At 75.2% G+C, this 19,439-nt stretch carries 20 protein-coding genes; 14 read left to right on the top strand and 6 right to left on the bottom strand.

The annotated features are described in order from the left end of the window. Positions 1-122: 122 nt before the first annotated feature. Positions 123-1,286: an acyl-CoA dehydrogenase family protein gene (locus tag QOZ86_RS01215; RefSeq protein WP_284490119.1), complete on the bottom strand. Its 1,164-nt coding sequence runs from the start codon at positions 1,284-1,286 to the stop codon at positions 123-125. A gap of 73 nt (positions 1,287-1,359) precedes the next feature. Here QOZ86_RS01215 and QOZ86_RS01210 point away from each other — a divergent pair, with 73 nt between their 5' ends. The 8 genes from QOZ86_RS01210 (at position 1,360) to QOZ86_RS01175 (ending at position 7,853) form a co-directional block, all read left to right on the top strand. Next, entirely contained in the window at positions 1,360-1,824 is a 465-nt protein-coding gene (locus QOZ86_RS01210; RefSeq protein WP_284490118.1) for a GNAT family N-acetyltransferase, read from the top strand. Positions 1,825-1,945: 121 nt separating this feature from the next. Then, on the top strand, positions 1,946-2,299 hold the full coding sequence (locus tag QOZ86_RS01205; protein ID WP_284490117.1) for a hypothetical protein: 354 nt from the start codon (positions 1,946-1,948) through the stop codon (positions 2,297-2,299). A 121-nt stretch (positions 2,300-2,420) separates the two neighbouring features. Next, a complete protein-coding gene (locus QOZ86_RS01200) occupies positions 2,421-3,914 on the top strand; it encodes an RNA polymerase sigma factor (RefSeq protein WP_284490116.1) in 1,494 nt (497 codons plus the stop codon). A 94-nt stretch (positions 3,915-4,008) separates the two neighbouring features. Continuing rightward, positions 4,009-4,926, top strand: coding sequence for an aldose epimerase family protein (locus tag QOZ86_RS01195; protein ID WP_284490115.1), 918 nt, complete (start codon positions 4,009-4,011; stop codon positions 4,924-4,926). Position 4,927: 1 nt separating this feature from the next. Next, positions 4,928-5,656 carry an MOSC domain-containing protein gene (locus QOZ86_RS01190; RefSeq protein ID WP_284490114.1) on the top strand — a complete coding sequence of 243 codons (729 nt, stop codon included), beginning with the start codon at positions 4,928-4,930 and terminating at the stop codon, positions 5,654-5,656. 5 nt (positions 5,657-5,661) lie between these two features. Further along, on the top strand, positions 5,662-5,877 hold the full coding sequence (locus tag QOZ86_RS01185) for an RNA-binding S4 domain-containing protein (RefSeq protein ID WP_284490113.1): 216 nt from the start codon (positions 5,662-5,664) through the stop codon (positions 5,875-5,877). A 36-nt stretch (positions 5,878-5,913) separates the two neighbouring features. Then, on the top strand, positions 5,914-7,095 hold the full coding sequence (locus QOZ86_RS01180) for a pyridoxal phosphate-dependent aminotransferase (RefSeq protein ID WP_284490112.1): 1,182 nt from the start codon (positions 5,914-5,916) through the stop codon (positions 7,093-7,095). Then, entirely contained in the window at positions 7,092-7,853 is a 762-nt protein-coding gene (locus QOZ86_RS01175) for a carbon-nitrogen family hydrolase (RefSeq protein ID WP_284490111.1), read from the top strand. The genes QOZ86_RS01180 and QOZ86_RS01175 overlap by 4 nt, the downstream gene beginning before the upstream one ends. Positions 7,854-7,860: 7 nt before the next feature. Here QOZ86_RS01175 and QOZ86_RS01170 read toward each other — a convergent pair whose 3' ends face one another. Further along, the gene (locus QOZ86_RS01170) at positions 7,861-8,703 is read right to left on the bottom strand and encodes a PRC and DUF2382 domain-containing protein (protein WP_284490110.1); all 843 of its coding nucleotides are present in this window, start codon (positions 8,701-8,703) and stop codon (positions 7,861-7,863) included. 93 nt (positions 8,704-8,796) lie between these two features. Continuing rightward, positions 8,797-9,759: an endonuclease/exonuclease/phosphatase family protein gene (locus QOZ86_RS01165; protein WP_284490109.1), complete on the bottom strand. Its 963-nt coding sequence runs from the start codon at positions 9,757-9,759 to the stop codon at positions 8,797-8,799. A gap of 63 nt (positions 9,760-9,822) precedes the next feature. Here QOZ86_RS01165 and QOZ86_RS01160 point away from each other — a divergent pair, with 63 nt between their 5' ends. From QOZ86_RS01160 to QOZ86_RS01140, 5 genes are all read left to right on the top strand, one after another. Then, positions 9,823-9,969, top strand: coding sequence for a hypothetical protein (locus QOZ86_RS01160; RefSeq protein WP_284490108.1), 147 nt, complete (start codon positions 9,823-9,825; stop codon positions 9,967-9,969). Positions 9,970-10,245: 276 nt separating this feature from the next. Further along, positions 10,246-11,592, top strand: a complete 1,347-nt coding sequence (locus QOZ86_RS01155) for a metallophosphoesterase (RefSeq protein ID WP_284490107.1) — start codon at positions 10,246-10,248, stop codon at positions 11,590-11,592. A 300-nt stretch (positions 11,593-11,892) separates the two neighbouring features. Continuing rightward, positions 11,893-12,633, top strand: a complete 741-nt coding sequence (locus QOZ86_RS01150) for a GntR family transcriptional regulator (protein WP_284490106.1) — start codon at positions 11,893-11,895, stop codon at positions 12,631-12,633. Between the two features lies 1 nt (position 12,634). Further along, positions 12,635-13,105, top strand: coding sequence for an SRPBCC family protein (locus QOZ86_RS01145; protein WP_284490105.1), 471 nt, complete (start codon positions 12,635-12,637; stop codon positions 13,103-13,105). Between the two features lie 137 nt (positions 13,106-13,242). Continuing rightward, positions 13,243-13,521, top strand: a complete 279-nt coding sequence (locus QOZ86_RS01140; RefSeq protein WP_284490104.1) for a GlsB/YeaQ/YmgE family stress response membrane protein — start codon at positions 13,243-13,245, stop codon at positions 13,519-13,521. A 21-nt stretch (positions 13,522-13,542) separates the two neighbouring features. On the opposite strand, the gene QOZ86_RS01135 is transcribed toward QOZ86_RS01140, so the two are convergent. Then, positions 13,543-14,232: an MBL fold metallo-hydrolase gene (locus QOZ86_RS01135; protein WP_284490103.1), complete on the bottom strand. Its 690-nt coding sequence runs from the start codon at positions 14,230-14,232 to the stop codon at positions 13,543-13,545. A gap of 76 nt (positions 14,233-14,308) precedes the next feature. Here QOZ86_RS01135 and QOZ86_RS01130 point away from each other — a divergent pair, with 76 nt between their 5' ends. After that, the gene (locus QOZ86_RS01130) at positions 14,309-14,524 is read left to right on the top strand and encodes a hypothetical protein (RefSeq protein WP_284490338.1); all 216 of its coding nucleotides are present in this window, start codon (positions 14,309-14,311) and stop codon (positions 14,522-14,524) included. Positions 14,525-14,623: 99 nt separating this feature from the next. Here the strand turns inward: QOZ86_RS01130 and QOZ86_RS01125 are convergent, their stop codons facing one another. Both QOZ86_RS01125 and QOZ86_RS01120 read right to left on the bottom strand, forming a co-directional pair. Next, positions 14,624-17,245 carry a LuxR C-terminal-related transcriptional regulator gene (locus QOZ86_RS01125; RefSeq protein ID WP_284490102.1) on the bottom strand — a complete coding sequence of 874 codons (2,622 nt, stop codon included), beginning with the start codon at positions 17,243-17,245 and terminating at the stop codon, positions 14,624-14,626. Then, positions 17,242-19,422 carry an Hsp70 family protein gene (locus QOZ86_RS01120; protein WP_284490101.1) on the bottom strand — a complete coding sequence of 727 codons (2,181 nt, stop codon included), beginning with the start codon at positions 19,420-19,422 and terminating at the stop codon, positions 17,242-17,244. Before QOZ86_RS01120 ends, QOZ86_RS01125 begins: the two co-directional genes overlap by 4 nt. Positions 19,423-19,439 lie beyond the last annotated feature (17 nt).

Raw genomic sequence — 19,439 nt, 5'->3', positions numbered from 1 at the left:
GGGGTTCCCCGAGTCTGGTCCTGCCGAGGGTGCCGGGTCCACTGACACCTGTCACCGGTTCCACGTGGAACCCGCCAGCTCCGGTGGACGGTCACCGACCCCGAGCCCACCGGGCGGGCGGGTCAGCCCGCGGGTGGCGCGGCCTCCGAGGCGAGGTGCCGGCCGATCACCATCCGCTGGATCTGGTTGGTGCCCTCGAAGATCTGCATGACCTTCGCCTCGCGCATGTAGCGCTCGGCCGGGTGGTCCCGGGTGTACCCGGCGCCACCGAGCACCTGGACGGCGTCGGTGGTCACCTTCATGGCGGCGTCGGTCGCGACCAGCTTGGCGATGCTGGCCTGCCGGGAGAACGGCTTGCCGGCGTCCTTGCGGCGGGCGGCGACCAGGTAGGTGGCGCGGGCGGATTCCACCGCGGCGGCCATGTCGGCCAGCAGGAAGGCCACCCCCTGGTGCTCGGCGATCGGGCGGCCGAAGGTCTCGCGCTCCACGGCGTACCGGACGGCGACATCGAGGGCCGACTGCGCCAGCCCGACGGCGACGGCGCTGATCCCGAGCCGGCCGGAGTCCAGCGCGCCCAGCGCGATCGCCATGCCGCGACCGGGCTCGCCGACCAGCCGGTCGGCGGGGATGGGCACGTCGTCGAACCGGATGGCCGACGTCGTGGAGCCGGTGAGGCCCATCTTCTCCTCGGGCCTGGCGGCGCTGAACCCAGGCAGGTCCGGGGTGAGGTGGAAGCAGGAGATGGCGCGGTCGCCGTCGGCAGGGGTGCGGAGGAACGTCGAGTAGAAGTCGGCGTGCCCGCCGTGGGTGACCCAGGCCTTCTCACCGCTCGCGAGCCAGCCGTCGTCGGCCGGCACCGCGCTGGCGCGCATGGAAGCGACGTCGGAGCCGGCGTGCGCCTCCGACAGGGAGTAGGCGCCGATCAGGCCGCCGCCGACCATCTCGGGCAGGAGGCCGCGGCGCTGGGCCTCGGTGCCGAAGTTCGCGATGGGGGAGCAGGCCAGGGTGTGCACGCTGATGCCGAGCGCGACGCTGGCCCACCGGGCGGCGAGCTCCTCGACCACCTGCAGGTAGACCTCGTAGGGCTGGCCGCCACCGCCCACCTCCTCGGGGAAGGGCAGCCCCATGAGGCCGGCGTCGCCCAGCAGGCGGAACACCTCGCGGGGGAAGCGTTCCTCGCGCTCGTACTGCGCTGCCTTCGGGGCGAGCTCGGCATCGGCGATCTCGCGGGTGAGCGCCACCAGGTCGGCGGCCTCGGGGCTGGGCAGTTCGCGGTCGACCGGCACGGTGCTCCTTCGGTGGGGTGCTCCGCGGACGGTACCGCCGGGACGCCGGGCCGGTCCTGCGAGGATCCGGTTCGTGATCATCGAGGCGGCTGCCTGGGACGACCCGGACGTCCAGCGCCTCACCACCGACCAGCAGACCGAGATCCGTGCGCGCTACGGCGGCAAGGAGGAGCCCGGCCGGCCGCCTTCGGCCGCGGACATCAGCGTGACGCTGGTGCTGCGGGACGACGACGGGACGGCGGTCGGCTGCGGCGCCCTGCGCGACCTGGAAAACGGCGTGGCCGAGGTGAAGCGCATGTACGTGGCACCCGCTGCGCGGGGGCGGGGTCTGGCGAAGGTCGTGCTGACCGGCCTGGAGGACGCCGCCCGCGCCCGGGGCTGGGCCACGCTGCGGCTGGAGACCGGTCCGCTCCAGCCGGAGGCGGCCGGGCTGTACGCGGGCGCGGGTTACCGGCGTACCGGGCCGTTCGGGGCGTACGCAGACGACCCCGACGCCGCAGACTCCCTCTTCTTCGAGAAGGACGTCGCCACCGCTTGAGCGCCCTTCTGGTGCTGGACGGACGGAGCCGGTCCGCGGCGCGGGTGTGTGAGGGTGTGCACGATGGCATCGACGGCGGCCGCGCCGGTAGCGCTCCGGCCGCACCCGGAAAGGGAATCTCATGCGTAGGAAGCTCGCCCTGGTCGTCGCCGCGGCCACCCTTCCGTTCGGCCTGACCGGCTGCGGCGGCGCCAGCGTGGCCGATTTCTGCGAGCAGTACGAGGCCATCGAGCAGATCGAGGCGGCCGACGCCGACCGGGCGAAGGACGAGCTGGAGGAGCTCGCCGGGAACGTGCCGGACGAGGCCGGCGACGACGTCCGGGAAGCCGCCGAACTCATGGCCGAGACCTTCCCGTCCGACGGCGACCTCGGAGCCGCCATCGAGAGCGGGGACCTGACCGAGGAGGACGCGCAGGAGTTCCTCGCCGCCGCCGAGACGGTCACCACGTACGGCACCGAGACCTGCCAGGAGTGATCCGCGTCCGCGTCCCCGGTCGACCCGGGACGCGGCCCCTTCGGATCGTGAACCGGATCCGGCGCTCCGGACATCTAGGGGTGTGACGACTTCACCCCTCGCGGCCGGATCATCACCAGCCGTGACTCCCACGGCGATGCGCCGGGCGGCCGGGCCACCGGGCGAGCCCCCGCGGCTGCGCGCTCTCCCTCATGCCCCGCCCAGTGACGCCGAACTGATCGCCCGGTCGGTCGACGACCCGGCGGAGTTCGCTCTGCTCTTCGACCGGCACGCCACCACGGTGCACCGGTACCTGGGGCGCCGGGTGGGTGAGCTCGCCGACGACCTGCTGAGCGAGACCTTCCTGATCGCCTTCCGGCGCCCCGCGGCCTACCGGCCCGAGCACGTCCAGGTGCGGCCCTGGCTGCTGGGCATCGCGACCAACGTCGTGCACGGGCACGTCCGCACCGAGCAGCGCCGGTACAGGGCGCTCGCCCGGGCCGCCGCCGAGTCCGAGCGGCACGGCACGGACCCGGGGGACTCCGCGGACCGGCTGGACGCCCAGGCGCTGCGCGGTCAGCTGGCCGCCGCACTCGCCGGCCTCGAGCCCCGGGACCGCGACGCCCTCCTGCTGCTGACCTGGGGTCAGCTCGGCTACCAGGCCGCCCGTACGGCGCTGCTGGCCGAGATCGAGGGCCCGGCTCCCCGGCGTTCCCGGGTGCCCAGCCGGAAGGTCTCGCTCCGCGTCGGCCTCGCCGCCGTCACCGCGGCGGCTGCCTGGGCCGCCGCCGTCGTCATCGCCGCCCCTGACGGCCCAGGGACGCCGGCGGAGAGCGTCACCCTCGTCGACTTCCAGATGCCGGCCTTCCCGCTGTCGCTCGATCCCGAACCCGAGGGGCTGAGGCCCGCCTTCGACGGCGACGGTGACGGGGCGCGGTTCGCCAGCTATGAGGAGCCCAGCGGCCGGAACGGGTTCTACGTCTCTGTCGGCGACGAGTCCGGCGAAGGCGCGGAAGACGACGCGCCTGGCTACCGCGAGCTGGCTTCCGCGGAGGTGTCCGTGGACGGTCGCGACGCCGATCTCGTCCGGTACTCCCGGGACTGGTGCGCGGGCGACCTCGGCGAGACATGCGAACGGCGGACGTTCGCCCAGCTGGACTGGGAGCGGGCCGACGACCAGTGGGTGAGGATCCTCGGGCACGGGCGTTACGGCACCGCCGACGCGGTGATCGAGATCGGCGAGTCGCTGGTCGACCGCCCGCAGCGGGCGACGCTCACCGCCGGACTTGCGCCGGCCGGCTGGTCGCTCCAGTTCTTCAAGATGGGCCGCGTTCTCGCTCTCGTCAACGACGCCTACGAGCAGCAGACGATCACCGTCCACGTGCCGCTGCCCGAGGACGTCCCCCCGCCGGGGCAGGTGCGAGAGAGCCTCATGGGACCCGTCGGGCCGCAGCTCGACGTGATGGTGCAGGGCCGGCCGGCGGCGCTGGTGCGGGTCGACAACGGGCCGCGGGACCGCGGTTGGTTCCTGCAGGGCCAGTTCGAGGACGGGACCACCTTCACCCTCCAGGTGCCGGACGCGTTCACCCAGGAGCAGGTCCTGCAGTTCGCGGAGCAGGTCACCTACCACCCCTGATCGAGTCACCCGCACACGTCTCGCGGTCGTTCCCCCAGGTCTGGAAACCACCGCGAGACGTATGCGGGCGCTCCGCGTGTGGTGAGCTGACGCCATGCCCGACACCTGGCCCGACAGCGAACGCACCGAGGTGCTGCTCACCGCAGGCGACGCGCGGCTCGCCGTCGACCTGCGCGGCGGGGCGCTGCGCCGCCTCACGGTCGGGGCCTGGGAGCTCCTGGACGGCTACGCCCCCGGCGCGGCCGCCCCCGGTTGGCGCGGCGCCGTCCTGGTGCCCTGGCCCAACCGGACCCGGCACGGCCGGTGGTCGTGGGAGGGCGAGGAGCTCCAGCTCGAGGTCCAGTCACCGGCGGAGCCGCACGCCATCCACGGCCTGATCGCCTGGCAACCGTGGGCGGTGCTGGGAGAGGCGGACCGTTCCGTCACGGTCGGGACGACGGTCGAGCCGCATGTGGGCTACCCCTTCCGGCTCGCCGTCGCGGTGGACCACACCCTGGCGGCCGACCGGCTGACCAGCACGCTCCGGGTGCGGAACGCCGGCGACCGGCCGGCGCCCTTCGGCGCCGGCTTCCACCCCTATCTCTCCGTCGGCGCCACCGAGGACGGCGGCGTCTCCGACGCCGAGCTGACCCTCCCGGGCCGCACCGAGCTGGTCCTCGACAGCGGGATGCCCACCGGCGAGCGGCGGGCCTTCGACGGCGCGGTCGGCCGGATCGGGAACCGGGCGCTGGACACCCCGCTCACCGACCTCGACCGGGACGCCGAGGGCTGGGCGCACGTCCGGCTGCGCGGTCGCGCCGGGGAGCTGGTGGTCTCGGCCGATGCGGCTTGGCCGTGGCTGCAGGTGTACAGCGGCGACACGCTGCCGGCCGGCCAGTGGCGCCGCAGCCTCGCCGTCGAACCGATGACCTGCCCGCCGAACGCGCTCGCCGACGACGTCGACCTGCTGGTGCTCGAACCGGGCCAGGAGTGGGCCGGCAGCTGGTCGCTGGCCTGGAACCCGGCGGCCTGACGTGCGGGTCCTCGAGCTGTGGCGCTACCCGGTGAAGTCGCTGCAGGGTGAGCGGCTGACCGAGGCGCAGGCCGGCGTCCTCGGCGCCGTCGGCGACCGCCGCTGGGCGATCTTCGACCGCGACACCGGCCTGGGCCTCACCGCCCGGCGGGTGCCGGAGCTGCTGTTCGGCGCGGCCCGGGTGCGCCCGGACGGCGGCGTCGAGGTCGTGCTCCCCGACGGCACCGTCACCGCCGAGGAGGGCGTGCTCTCCGACTGGCTGGGCCGCCGCGTCGAGCTCCGCGAGGCGATCGCCGGCGGCGCAGCACCCACCTACGAGACGCCGGCCGACGAGGAGGTGCCCGACCCCACCGAGTGGCTGCAGTGGGAGGGCGCCCCCGGCCCGTTCCACGACAGCCCCCGGATCCGGCTGTCCCTGGTCTCGACCGGGACGCTCGGCACCTGGGACCGCCGCCGGTTCCGGGCGAACGTCGTCCTGGACGGCGCCGGCGAGGACAAGCTGCAGGGACGGGAGGCGGACCTGGGCGGGGCCCGCCTGCGGCTGGGCGCCGGCATCCCGCGGTGCGTCATGACCACCCGACCGCAGCCGGGTGGCATCGGCCGGGACAGCTCGGTGCTCAAGTCGATCCACCGCGAGCGCGACGGGCTCCTGGCCGTGCGCGCCGTCGTGCTCGATCCCGGTGTCGTCCGGGTCGGCGACGAGCTCGTCCCCGACGGCCGGGCAGACTGATCGGCGTGCGCACCATCGATCTGCGTCCCGGCGAGGACAGCATCCGGCTCGGCCAGCTGCTCAAGCTCGTCGACGCGGTGCCCACCGGCGCCCAGGTGAAGGACGTGCTCCTGTCCGGCGCCGTCACGGTCAACGGCGAACCGGAGGAGCGGCGGGGCCGGCAGCTGCGCTCCGGTGACGTCGTGGCGATCGAGGGGTACGACGATGTCCGGATCGGTTGAGCGGTTCCACGTGGAACCGTTGGGCAGGAGAGCCGTATGACCGCCCCGCTGGCGTCCCGGCTGCGGGGCTTCGGGACGACGGTCTTCGCCGAGATGAGCGCGCTCGCCGTCGAGACCGGTGCCCTCAACCTCGGTCAGGGGTTCCCCGACTACCCCGGGCCGCCCGAAGTGCTCGACGCCGCCCGTGCCGCCATCGGCACCGGCGCGGACCAGTACCCGCCCGGCCCCGGCATCCCCGAGCTGCGCGCCGCCGTCGCCGAGCACCAGCAGCGGTTCAGGGAGCTGAGCTACGACCCCGACACCGAGGTGTTGATCACCGCCGGGGCCACCGAGGCGCTCGCCGCCGCCATGCTGGCGCTGCTCGAGCCCGGCGACGAAGTCGTCCTCTTCGAGCCGATCTACGACAGCTACAGCGCGTCGGTCGCGATGGCCGGTGGCGTGGTGCGCCCCGTCCCGCTGCACCCGCCGGCGGACGGCGAGGGTGCCTGGACCTTCGACGAGGCCGAGCTGCGCGCCGCCGTCACCCCGCGCACCCGGCTGCTGCTGGTCAACACCCCCCACAACCCCACCGGCACGGTGCTCAGCCCCGCCGAGCTCGCCGTCCTCGCCGAGCTGGCCACCGCGCACGACCTCACCGTGCTCACCGACGAGGTGTACGAGCACCTGGTGTTCGACGGCGCCCGGCACGTCTCGCTCGCCACGCTGCCCGGCATGCGCGAGCGCACGATCGTGGTGTCCAGCGCGGGCAAGACCTTCAACGTCACCGGCTGGAAGATCGGCTGGGTCTGCGGGCCGGCGCCGCTCGTGGCCGCCGTCCGCACCGCGAAGCAGTTCCTCACCTACGTCAACGGCGGCCCGTTCCAGCCGGCCGTCGCGGCGGGGCTGCGGCTGCCCGACGCCTACTTCGACGGGATCGCCCGCGACCTGCAGTACCGGCGCGACGTCCTGGTCGCGGGGCTCCGGGAGGCCGGGCTGCCGGTGGTGAGCCCGCAGGCCACCTACTTCGCCACGGTCGACGTCCGCGGCGTCCGGCCCGACGGCGACGGCCTGGCCTTCTGCCGGGAGCTGCCGCACCGCGCCGGGGTGGTCGCCATCCCGACCGTGGTCTTCTACACACCGGGACACGCGGACCTGGGGCGGCACCTGGTGCGGTTCGCGTTCTGCAAGAACGATGCGGTGCTCGCCGAGGCGGTCGAGCGGCTGAGGAGGCTGGCATGAGGGTCGCGGCGGTGCAGCACGACATCGTGTGGGAGGACCGGGAGGCCAACTTCGGCCGGCTCGGCCCGCAGGTGGGGCGGGCAGCGGCGGCGGGGGCCGAGCTGGTGCTGCTCACCGAGACGTTCTCGACCGGGTTCTCCATGACCCCGGGCATCGGCGAGCCCGAGGGTGGCCCGTCGGCGCAGTTCCTCGCCGCCCAGGCCGCCGAGCACGGCGTCTGGGTGGGCGGCAGCTGCCCGGAGATCGCCGGCGACGGCGACCTGCCGTACAACTCGTTCGTCCTGGCCGGCCCGGACGGGACGACGCACCGTTACCGCAAGCTGCACCCGTTCACCCACGGCGGCGAGCACGAGCGCTTCCGCGCGGGCGAGGGGCCGGTCACCGTGGAGATCGGCGGCCTGCGGGTGACCCCGTTCGTCTGCTACGACCTGCGCTTCGCCGACATCTTCTGGCGGGCGGCGCCGGACACCGACCTCTACGTGGTGGTGGCCAACTGGCCGGCCGCCCGCCGGCTGCACTGGCAGACGCTGCTGCAGGCGCGGGCCATCGAGAACCAGGCCTACGTCGTCGGCTGCAACCGGGTGGGCACGGCCGGGGACGGCACGGAGCACGCCGGTGACAGCCGGGTGGTGAGCCCCATGGGTGAGCTGCTGGCCACCGCCGCGGGTGCCGAGACGCTGGTGCTGGCCGACGTCGACCCCGCGGAGGTGGCGGCCACCCGGGACCGGTTCCGGTTCCTGCCCGACCGGCGCGGCTGACCGGCCGTCAGCGGCCCGCCACGCCGCTCTCGTCGACGGCGATCTGCTCGCGCTGCACCTGCTCGGTCACGGTCTCCTGGCCCTCGACGAGCTCGGTCCGCACCCGCACTCGCTCGACGGGCACCACCTCGACGGTGATGACCGGCCGCTCGCTGTGCAGGATGACCTCGCCGGGCAGCCCGCCGGTGGTCGCGTCCGCGGGGACGAGCGACTCGCCGCCGATCGCGTCCCCGGCCGTGTCCGCATCGCCGAGCGGGACCTCCTCCAGGCGGATCTCCTCGCGCCGGATCGGCACGGTCACCTGCATCTCCTCGGTGACCACGTACTTCACCAGCCGCACCCGCCGGGCGGCCACCTGCTCGGAGCCCACCCGCAGCCGCTCCTCGCTGCGGGTCATGGCGCCGTCCGTCTCGCCCGTGGTGGCGGTACCGGCCGCCGGGGGCGGGACCGGGGCCACCGCCGGCACGGCGACGGTGTCGGTGGGGCCGGCCAGCGGCGCGTCGGCGACCGGCGCCGTGGTGTCCGCGTCCGCACGGCCGCCGTCCGTGATGCCGTAGTGCCGGCGCAGCTCCGCCTCCTCGCCGGGATCGAGGTGGTTGCCCTGCATGGCCGGGGCGCTCTTGACCGCCTCCGCGCTCACCGGCAGGCGCAGCGCGCCGTCGTCCCACGTCGCCTCCCGGGCCGGTACGACCGAGTGCCGGGTGCCGAAGAGCCCGGTGGTGACGGCGACCCACGTGGGCTCACCGGTCCGGTCGTCGACGAAGAAGCTCTCGACGGTGCCCAGCTTGTCGCCACCGTCGCCGTAAGCGGTGCTGCCGATCGCGGCGGCCACCTCGCGCTCGCTCAACATGGGTCGGCTCCCTCCGTGGGGCACACGCCGGTGCGCGCCCCTCCTCCCACGCTGCCCAGCCGGGTCGCCCGGTGAACATCGTCACCGGCGGCGTCAGTGCGCGGGTAGCACCAGGTCGACGACGAGAGCGCGGTGGTCGCTGCCGGCCACCGGTACGTGGGCGCAGCCGGCGACGGCAGCGCGCGGGTCCACGAGCACGTGGTCTAGGGTCAGCCGGGGGAACCGCAGCCGGAGCGGGCGCCAGGTCCACGCCCATCCCCGCCCGAGCTCGCGGGCCGCGTCGACGTAGCCGCGGGCCAGGACGGCCCGGAGCGCAGCGTGGTGGAGCGTGGCGTTGAAGTCGCCGGCCAGCACCCGGAGCGCGTCGGGGGCGGGGGAGGGGAGCGCGGCGAGGTCCGCCGTCCAGCCCCGGACGGCGGCGGGCGAGGTGGCCGGCGGACGGGTGTGCACCGCCGTCACCTCGAGGTCGGGGCTCCCGACGGTGGGCAGCCGGGCGGTCGGCTGCTCGAAGCCACCGGGCGCGGCGCCGCGCGCGGTCACGGGCCACCGGCTCCAGACGGCGCCGGAGGCGGAGACGACGCTGCCCGGCCGGGCTGGGACGACGTGGGAGTGCGGCAGCTCCCGGTGCAGGCCGGCGTCGGTGAGGCGCCGTTCCGCGTCGGGGGTGAGCTCCTGCACCGCCAGCACGTCGACGGCGTGCCTGCGGACGAGCTCCAGGACGGAGCCGGCCGGGACGAGTCCCAGCCGCAGGCTCACCGTGGCGATCCGCACCTTCGTGCCTCCGGCCGGCACTGGTCCCGTCCGCCCACGCGAGGCGAGCACCGCGGCGCCCAGGACCGCGCCGGCTCCGGAGGCCAGCAGCGCGCCGGTGCGGGATCCGCTCCGGATGGCCGCGGCCAGCGGGACGACGGTGGTGAGCGCGGCGTGGGGGGTGAACGCCAGCGCCGGCACCAGCGGGAAGCCGCGGTCGGTCCCGGTTCCACGCACCAGCGCCCACACCGCCCAGGGCAGGGCCATCGCCGGTGCCCACCGACGGTCGGGGCGCTTGGAGGCCATGGCGGTCAACGTAGCCAGCGGGCGGAGGAGCCGCTGGCCGGCGGAGTGACCTACGGTCGCTCCGTGGTCCCCGAGCAGCTCGAGGTCGAGCGCGAGTTCGACGTCGACGCGACGTTCGTGGTGCCCGCGTTCGGTGGCGTTCCCGGTGTCGCCGTCGTCGGCCCTCCGGTGACGCACGAGCTGGCAGCGGTCTACCACCGGGCCGTGTAGTCGTCGAGGTCGGCGGAGGGCGTGCGCCGGGCCGCACGGGCGAGGGGGGTCGAACGCTCGCGGTACTGGCGGTGTCGCTTCAGCGACTCCCTCAGCGCGGACTTGATGTTCTGCCTCGCCACAGCACCCCCCGTGTCGACGTCCAAGACGAAACCTAGGGGAACGGTGGTGTGAACGAGGCGATGCCCGCGGCCCGCCCGCCGTCCCGTGCACCGCGCTACCGCCTGGGAGAGTGGTCCCCGTGCGCGCGCTGCAGATGCTGGGGACGGTGCGCCGGTGATCGGTCTGCTGGCTTTCGGGACCGTCGTCCTGCTGGCCGTGGCGCTGCTGCACGCCTACCTGTGGTTCCGGCTGGTCCGGAGCACCACCGGGCCCGGCCGGCTGCGCCGCCGGCTGACCGCGCTCACCGTGGTGCTGGCCGTGCTGCCGGTCGCGGCGGTGCTCTCCCGCGGGGCGCTCTCGATCGACGCCGCCACCCCGTTGAGCTGGCTCGGCTACAGCTGGCTGGGTATCGCCCTCTACGCCGCCCTGGCGCTGGTCGTCCTGGAGCCGGTCCGCCTGCTGGGCAACGCCCTCATCCGGCGGACGGAGAGCGGGGTCGTCCCGAGTGGGCCCCGGAGGGGTCCGCGCAGGGACGACGCAGCGGCTCCGCCCGACAGGGGAACGGCACCTGGCCGCGGTGCCGTCCGGGAGGACGGCGGTGTGCAGAGCGGTGCCGTCCGGGAGGACGGCGGTGTCGCAACCGATGTGCACAGCGAGGACAGGGATCCCGCGGCCATCGACCGGCGGCGCTTCCTCGCCCGGGGGCTGGCGGTGACCGCCGGTGCGGTCGCGCTGAGTACCGCCGGGACGGGCGCGTACTTCGCCAACTCGGCGCCGGTGGTGCGGCGTGTCCCGGTGACCCTGCGCGGGCTGGACCCGGCGCTGGACGGGCTGCGGATCGTCACCTTCTCCGACGGCCACCTGTCGGCCACCTACGGCGGCCGGCGGTTCGAGCGGGTGGTGGAGCTGGTCAACGAGCAGCGGCCCGACGTGGTGGCCATCGTGGGCGACCTGGTCGACGGCGGGGTCGACGAGCTGCGTGAGGACGTCGCCCCGCTGGCGGACCTGGTCAGCGAGCAGGGCGTCTACTTCGTCACCGGCAACCACGAGTACTTCGTCGACACCCGGGCCTGGATGCGGCACCTGCCGACCCTGGGCGTGGACGTGCTGCGCAACGAGCGGGTGGCGATCCGCCGCGGTGGCGCATCCTTCGACCTGGCCGGGATCGACGACCGGACGGCGGCCGCCTCGGGGCTGCCCGGCCACGGCGCGGACCTGGACGCCGCGCTGGACGGCCGGGACGGCAGCACGCCCGTGGTCCTGCTGGCCCACCAGCCGGTGCAGGTGGAGCAGGCCGCGGCCGCCGGGGTGGACCTGCAGCTCTCGGGTCACACCCACGGCGGGCAGCTCTGGCCCTTCGACTACGCCGTGCGGCTGGACCAGCCCGCGGTCGAGGGCTGGTCGCGGCACGGCGACACCCAGCTGTACGTGACCTCGGGGGCCGGCTACTGGGGCCCGCCGATGCGCGTCGGGGCCCGTCCGGAGGTCACGGTCGTGGAGCTCCGCGCTCCTGGGCGCTGACCGGCGTCAGCACGTCGAGCCGCTGCACCGGACGTCGAGCCGCGCCGTGACGCGGCTCAACGCTCGGTGGCGCGGCCCGACCCCTGTGCCGACCGGGCTGCCAGCTTCGGCACGGCGGACTCCCTCCAGCAGCGCCGGCCTCTCATGGCGGGCGGGGACTCCCCCGCCGGTCGGGTGCCTACCAGCCGCCGCACCGCAGATCCCCAGGTCGGTGGAAATGGCGCACACCACCGCACACGGGATGTGACGTCCCATACGACATGACGACCAGACGTCCGTTCTGCCACTACCTTTGACCGCGTGGTGAGCCCCGTCTCCGGACCGAAGTACCTCTCGGTCCGCGAGCATCTGCGGCGCCGGGTCGCCGCGCTGCCCGAGACGACGCTGCTGCCACCGGAGCCGGTCCTGTGCGCCGAGTACGGCGTCAGCCGGATAACGCTGCGCCGCGCGGTCGACGGCCTGGTCGCCGACGGGCACCTCGTGCGCGAGCAGGGCCGGGGAACCTACGTGACCCGCCCGGCCATCCGGCACGAGTACCGCGAGAGCTTCGTGCACCGGATCGCGGGCTTCAACTCGGTCATGACCGAGCAGGGCGCCCAGGTCGGGACGACGGTGCTCACCCAGCGGATCGTGCCGGCCCCGGCCGCGGTCGTGACCGAGCTCAGGCTGGACTCCGCGGCCGACGTCGTCGAGCTGGTCCGGCTGCGCAGCGTCGACGGCGCCCCGAACCACGTCGCGCACAGCTTCCTGCCGGCGGAGCTCTACCCCGCGGCCGCGGTCGAGGACTTCCGCCAGGGCTCCCTGTACGACTACCTGCGGCGCGAGTACGGCGCCGACCTCGCCCACGGGCGCATCGTCGTCGACGTCGGCACGGCCGCGCCCGAGGAGGCCGAGCTGCTCCGGGTGGTGGCCGGTTCCCCGTTGCTGGTGGTGCGCACCACCGTCCGCGACAGCGACGGCCGCCCGCTGGTGCACAGCTTCTCCCGGTTGCGGCCGGACGTCAGCCAGGTGGAGTTCGAGGTATCGGTGGGAGGGCGCTGAGATGACCACGGCGATCGGCGTCCGCGAGGTTTCCCAGCCCCCGGCCGAGGTGTGGCGGGCGCTGGCGGTGCTCGAGCCGTACTGCGCCGTCTGCGACGTCTCCTACGTCGTCGACCGGCCGGGCTCCGGTCCAGGGGTGGGGACGACGTTCGTCTGCGCCCCGGGTCAGCTGGCCGGCGGTGCGCCCCGGCCCGGGTCCCCGCGCGGTGAGATCCTCGCCTGGGACGAACTCCGGCTGGTGATCACCCGGCTGGATCTGACCCCGGAGACCTGGACGACGCGGATCGAGCTGGCCGGCACGCCCGCTGGTGGGACCCGGGTCTCCATCACCGTCACGCACGAGCCGGTGGGCGGCAGCCGGGTAGTCCGGCGGCTGCAGCGCGGCGCGATGCGGCGGCTGGTGCAGCGGACCGTCGATGCGGAACTGGCGAAGGTGCCCGCCCACGTGGCCCGCGCCGCCCATACGTCCTGAGCAGCGCTGATCGCCACCCCATCGGGGAAATGACGCATCACCGTAACGGGAGTGGGTAGTGGAGCGGATCGTGCACCGGCGTGATGCACCCGGCTCCCTGCCGGTACCGCAGCGCCGGTCGAACGAAGGAGAACGCCGTGCTGTTCGACATTCTCGGTCTCATCGTGATCGGCCTGATCATCGGCGCACTCGCCCGGCTGATCCTTCCCGGCAAGCAGTCCATCAGCATCGTCGCCACCCTGGCACTGGGCGTCTTCGGGGCGGTCATCGGCGGGTTCATCGCGAGCCTGCTCGGCACCGGTGACATCTTCGAGCTGAACGTCCTGGGCTTCGTGCTCGCCGTCATCGCGGCCATCGTGCTGGTGGGTGCCTACGCGGGCATGGCGGGCCGGTCGAACCGCGCCGTCCGGCACTGACCCGGCCGGTCGCCGGGGGAGTCAGAGCTCGACGGTCTCCCCCGGGGCCAGCCGGCCGACCGGGGTCGGGGTTCCCGGACCCCGTTCCCCGAGCAGCCCGCCGACGACGCCGAGCCCCACGTCGTTGAGCAGCCCGTCGTGCACCGCGAACGCCTGGTCGGCGTGGACCTCCCGCACGTAGTCGATGACGTCGGCCGTCCGGGACCACGGGGCCTGCAGGGGCAGGAGCAGCGTCGCGACGGGTGTGTCGGGCACCGTGAAGGCGTCGCCCGGGTGGAAGACCAGGCCGTCCACGAGGAACCCGATGTTGGCCACCCTGGGCAGGTCAGGGTGGATCTCGGCGTGCAGTTCCCCGTGCACCCGGACGTCGAAGCCCGCGACCGTGACCGCGTCGCCGTGACCGACCACGTGCACGCGGTCCCCGGCCCCCTCCAGCAGGGCCGCGACCGAGCGGTTGGTCCACACCTCCAGGCCCGGGGTGGCCTCGAGCGCGGCGCGCAGCCGGTCCGGCACGACGTGATCCGGGTGCTCGTGCGTGATCAGCACCGCGCCGGCGCCCTCCAGCGCGGCCGGGTCGGTGAAGGCGCCCGGGTCGATGACCAGACGCCGGTCCCCGTCGGTGAGCACGACGCAGGCGTGCCCGTGCTTGGTGAGCTCCATGACCGCATCCTGCACCCGGCCACCGCACCGCGCGCCGGGTGTTCCCGGCACGGACCTCCTCCTTTCGGGGGAATCCGGCGCCGCACCCGTTACCCGGACCGGCGGCGCTGCCGACGTCCTTCCCATGATGCTCGTGACGACCGTCTTCGCCGCCGCCCGCAGCCGGGCCCACGGCCCGACGGCTGCCTTGTGGCACGCCGTCGAGGTGCACCGGCCCGCGGCCGAGGTGGATGGCGCCTGCGAGCTGACCGTCTGCGGCACGCTGGCCCGGGTCAGCCCGGGCGAGCAGTGGCCGGTGCGCGCCACCGACGTCTGCCCGGCCTGCGTGACGCTGGCCCGGTGAGCACGTCGCCGGCGACGGCGACCCTCTGACGCCCTGCTGCCGGGTCGGCCCGCCCGCCCGGCGGTAGGTGCACACGTCCCGGTGCGGCACGAGGAGGACTCAGCCCTGCCCGGAGAGCTCCGCACGCAGTCGCGCGAGGAGATCGGAACGGTTGCTGGCCCCAAGTCGTTGCCGCATCCGCGACACGTGGTGCTCGACCGTCTTCGCCGAGATGTAGAGCTGCGCACCGACCTCTCGGTAGGTCAACCCCTCGATGACCAGTGCGGCGATCTCGCGCTCCCGTGCGCTCAGTGCGCCGCCTGGCTCGGCCTGCGCCCGGCCGTGCCCGCCCGTCGCGCCGGGCGACACGTTGCGCGGCTCCTCGTCACCGGACAAGCTCCGGGCGCACTGGAGCAGGCAGCTCCGGTCCGACGAGACCGTGGCCCGGGCTGCGGCCTGACCGGCCAGCCGGGAGCCGTCCCAGGTCAGCCCGATCCCCGCGAGCCGCTCGGCGGCGGTGAGCACCACCGCCGCGTCGATGTCCCCGACCAGGACCCGCAGCCAGCTCCGTCCGGCGTCGGCGAGCACGGCCGCGTAGAAGCTGGTGCGCGCGGCCCCGACGAGTGCCGTGGCGTGCGGCTGCAGCATGGCCGGGTCGCCCATGACGATCGCCGCCTGAGCGCCGCTCCAGTGCAGGGAGGTCGACCACAGCGGCGGGTTCCCCAGCCGGGCGAGCAGCGCCTCGGCCTCGGCCAGGTGCGGTGCGAGGCGCGCGGTCTCGCCCAGGCGGGCGGCGGCGACCACCAGCTCCCCCAGCGGCAGCAGGCTGAAGAGGTCGACCGGGTGGCGGACGACGGCCTCCCGTACCCGGCCCCACGCCCGCAGAAGGGCGGGTAGGTCGCTCGCGCGGCGGGCCAGCCCCACCTCGAGAGCGCGCAGGAAGAGCTCGTCGCGCGGCTCCAGGGGTCCCTGTCCCGACCGGGCCTCGTTCATCCGGTCCACGGCGGTGGGCATCCGTCCGCGGAGCATCGCCGTCCAGGCCAGGAGCAACAGGTGGCGTGACCGGGCGGGCGGCCCGCCGATGTCCGCGGCGAGCGCCCGCTCGAGGACCGATTCCGCGCTACCCAGCTCCCCGGTGTGCAGGGCGACCAGCGCGGCGAGCGCGGAAGGGGTGTCCATCAGCAGCGCCGTGCGCCCGACCGGTTCGAGCAGTGTGGCGGCCCGGGTGAGCGTGGAGAGTGCGGTCGTCGCCGTCTCGGCCGTGCTCGGCCCCGGCCGGATCGACTCCAGCACGCCGCGGGCCATGAGCGACTCGCACCCGGAGACCAGGTGCGGCGACCAGCGTTCGGCCGCTGCCTCGGTCGAGGCGAGCTCCGCTGCCGCCTCCTGCGGGGCGCCCACGGCGAGCAGTGCCAGCGCCGTCGAGCCGGCCCGCTGCGGCCCGGCCAGCCGGTAGAGCTCGGCGGTGCTGGTGAGCAGCCCCCGCTGCGCCAGGACGGCGGCGGTGACGCCGGCGGCCTCGCGGTGGTCGGGGGCCGAGTCGTCCCGCAGCGCCGGATCGGCCCACTGCAACGCGCTGTCGAAGTCCCCGACGAGGGCGGCCGCCAGCGCACGGCGCACGGCCAGCTGGGCGGCGGGTGCGCCGGCGTCCACGGCCTCCGACAGCAACGCCCCGGCCAGCCCCGGGTCCTCGCTGAGGGCCGCGTCGGCCTGCTCGAGCAACAGCTGCGCCGCCCGCGGCTCCCGCACCCGGTCGGCGGCGAGCGCGCGGGCCAGCTCGACCGGTTCCTCGCCGCAGTCGAGCAGCAGCGTGAACAGGCGACGACGCACCGACCGCGTCATGTCGTGCGGCGTGGTCGACAGCAGTGCGCTGCCGATGGCCGGCACGACGTGTCCGGTGGCGAGCAGGGCACCCGTCGCCTGGACGCGCTGGACGAGGTCGGTGGCATCCGTGACGCCCACGAGCTGAGCCAGCAGGTCGGCGTCCAGGGGCGCGCCCGCGGCCAGCGCGTGGAGCACCGACCGGGTGCACGGGTCGAGGTCGGCGAGGCCGGCGCCGATGCGCTCGCTCACGGCACCGGGCATCGTGGCGACCCCCAGCGGCCCGGGAACGGCACCCCGTGCTGCGGGCACCGGGCCCTGCCGTCCGGCACCCGACGCGGCGAGCGCACGGAGCATGGGCTCCACCAGGGCCGGCAAGCCACCGGTCTGGCGCAGTACCGGGTCGGCCACCGCCGCAGCGGCCGAGCCGAGGTGGTGTTCCGCGCAACCGCGGACGGCGTCGCGGTCCAGGTGACCGAGCACCACCAGTCGCCGGTCACCCGCCATCGTCTCGATCAGTTCCTGCAGGGCCGGCGGCCGGGGCCACGGGCGGTAGGCCACCGCGATCCGGACGAGCGGTTGCCGTAGCAGCACCCGCAGCCGATCGGCGGTGCCGGGGACGAGCCGGTGTGCGTCGTCGACCAGGACCACCAGCCGGTCGGTCACCGCGCCCGGATCCGGCGCGGACTGGGCGTCCACGACTGTCACGCCGGCCGCCCGGTAGAGCCTTCCCAGCTCTGCGAGCAGCGTGGTCTTTCCGGTGCCCCCGGGCCCGAGCACGGCGACGTGGGTGGCACCGTCGCCGGTGACCTGCTCGCCCACCACCCGGCGGGCGACCGCCAGGGGGGAGCCGGGCCAGCACGAGGCCTCCTCGGTCCCGCGGATGGGCCTCGGGACGGCGATGCGGAGGTCGACGCTCATACCGCGGTTCCCTGACTGCTCCCGGTGGTCTCGGCCGGCGGGCCGGTCGCCGTCTCCGGCGCGGGATCGGGCTGCGGCACCGAGCTGGTGTCCGTCGCCGGCTCGGGAGCGCCGGTGGTGGGGGGCGCCGCCGGCTCGGGGGCGCTGGTGGTGGGGGGCGCCGCCGGCTCGGGGGCGCTGGTGGTGGGGGTCGACGGCGGCGGGGTGCTGGCCGGTGGGGTGGTGCTCGGGGGAGTGGTGCTCGGGGAGGCGGTGGTGCTCGGGGGAGTGGTGCTCGGGGAGGTGGTGGTGCTCGGGGGAGTGGTGCTCGGGGAGGTGGTGGTGCTCGGGGGAGTGCTGGCCGGCGGGGTGCTGGTGGTGGGTGTCGTCCCGGTGACGGGTGCCGGGCTGGTGGGCGTACCGGGCGCCACGTCTGCCGACGGGTTCGGATCGGTGGTGGTTCCCCCGGGAACGGGGCTGCCGGCAGCGGTCGCTGCGTCGGGATCCTCGGTGCCGGGATTCCCGCCGACCGGTCGTGCACCGGACGTGGCGCGGCGGGGCTCGTCCGTCGGGTCCGCGCCGGCGGGGGTGGCAACCCGCCGGGCTGCCGCCAGGAACATCCCGGTCACCTGGTCGGCGCCCGCGGCGGCCGCGGTGCTGGGGGTCACCTCACCGGCCTGGTCGCCGACGGACCGGTCCGTCGGGGCCGGCCACCAGGAGGGAGGCCATCCGGCGTCGCGGTCCTCGGCCGCGGGGATCGCGTCCGCCGTCGAGGTGCCGTCCGCCTCGCGGGTCTGCGGTGCCCCGAAGGCGGCCGGTACCGCCAGCAGTCCCACGAGCAGCCCGCCGACGAGGACGACCCGGCGGCCACCTCGCCGGCCGGCCGGCGACCGGGTGCGGGACGGCTGCGCGGCGGGTGGGCGCCGGACGGCGGGCCGCCGGTGGGCCACCGGGGCGGCGGGACGACCCACGTCGTCGCCGCCGCGGTCGGGTGCGACCGCGAGGGTTGCCCCGCGGCCGTCGTCGGCCGGCGCCGCGCCGCCCCCCACTCTGGCCTCGGCGACCAGGACGTCCAGACCCAGCCGTGCGGCACCGAGGGCGCCGGCCAGCGCGGGATCCTCGGGCACGAGCAGCGGTCGGCCCAGCTCCGCCGAGAGCAGTTCGGCGACCAGGGGCATCCGCCCGGCCCCGCCGACGAGGAGCACTCCGTCGAGGTCGGCCACCCGGAGCCCGGCGTCCTCGACGGTGCGGCGCAGGGCGTCGACGGAGCTGCGGACGGCGTCGGTCAGCAGTTCTTCGAGGTCCTCCCGGACCACTCGGAGCGTCGTCGTCCCGGACGGCAGGTCGACGTCCAGCCGGACGTGGGTACCGGAGGACAGGGCCTCCTTGGCCGCCACGCACTGCGCGCGGAGCCCGGCCAGCGCCTCCCGGACCACAGGTGCCCTTCGCGGTCCTGCGGCCGCCGGGGCCAGCGCGGCCACGACGTGGCCCAGGACGGCGTCGTCGATGTCACGGCCCCCCCACGCGAGCGGAGCGGGCGGCACGGCGACGTGCGCGGGGCCGCCGTCGGTGGCAGTCCGGACGACTGCCGTGTCCAGGGTGCTCGCGCCCAGGTCGTAGACCGCGATGGTGCGTCCGGCGCCCCCGTCGTCCGCCAGCTGGTGGCGGACGGCCGCCACCGCGCCGGACGCCAGGGAGATCAGGCCGGTGCAGTGCGTGGCCAGCGCCTCGGCCAGGGCCGTGTGCCGGTGCGGACCCCACGACGGGGGCAGGGTGAGGACCGTCCAGGAGGGCGGACGTCCCTCCTGCGCCGCCGCGAGGGACTGGATGGCGGCCACGACCGCGGCCACGATGTCGGCGGCCTGCACCGGGTGCCCCGCCACCAGCAGGGGGACCGGGACGCCGACCCGGGACATCAGGTGGCGGGTGAGCGGGGTCGTCGTCCCCGGACGGGGATCGGCCGGATCGTTCAGGTCGGGGCCCCCGACCGGGGCCAGCCGGACGGCGGCCGCGGCGAGGACCGCGTCGCCGACCGGCACGGGGGCCGGCGTGCCGTCCGGGTGGCAGACGGCGGCGGTGACCGTCTCGTCACCGATGTCGACGCCGAGCGCATAGGGCTCGCCGAGGTCCTGGTCCCCCGTCTGACGGCTGCATCCAGAGGCGACCTCGCCAGGGGAACTCCGTTGTCCGCGATGCACCGGGGGAACGTAACTCT

The sequence above is a fragment of the Blastococcus capsensis genome (assembly GCF_030165005.1).
GTDB classification, from domain to species: domain Bacteria; phylum Actinomycetota; class Actinomycetes; order Mycobacteriales; family Geodermatophilaceae; genus Blastococcus; species Blastococcus capsensis.
This window is presented reverse-complemented; position numbering and strand designations above follow the sequence as displayed.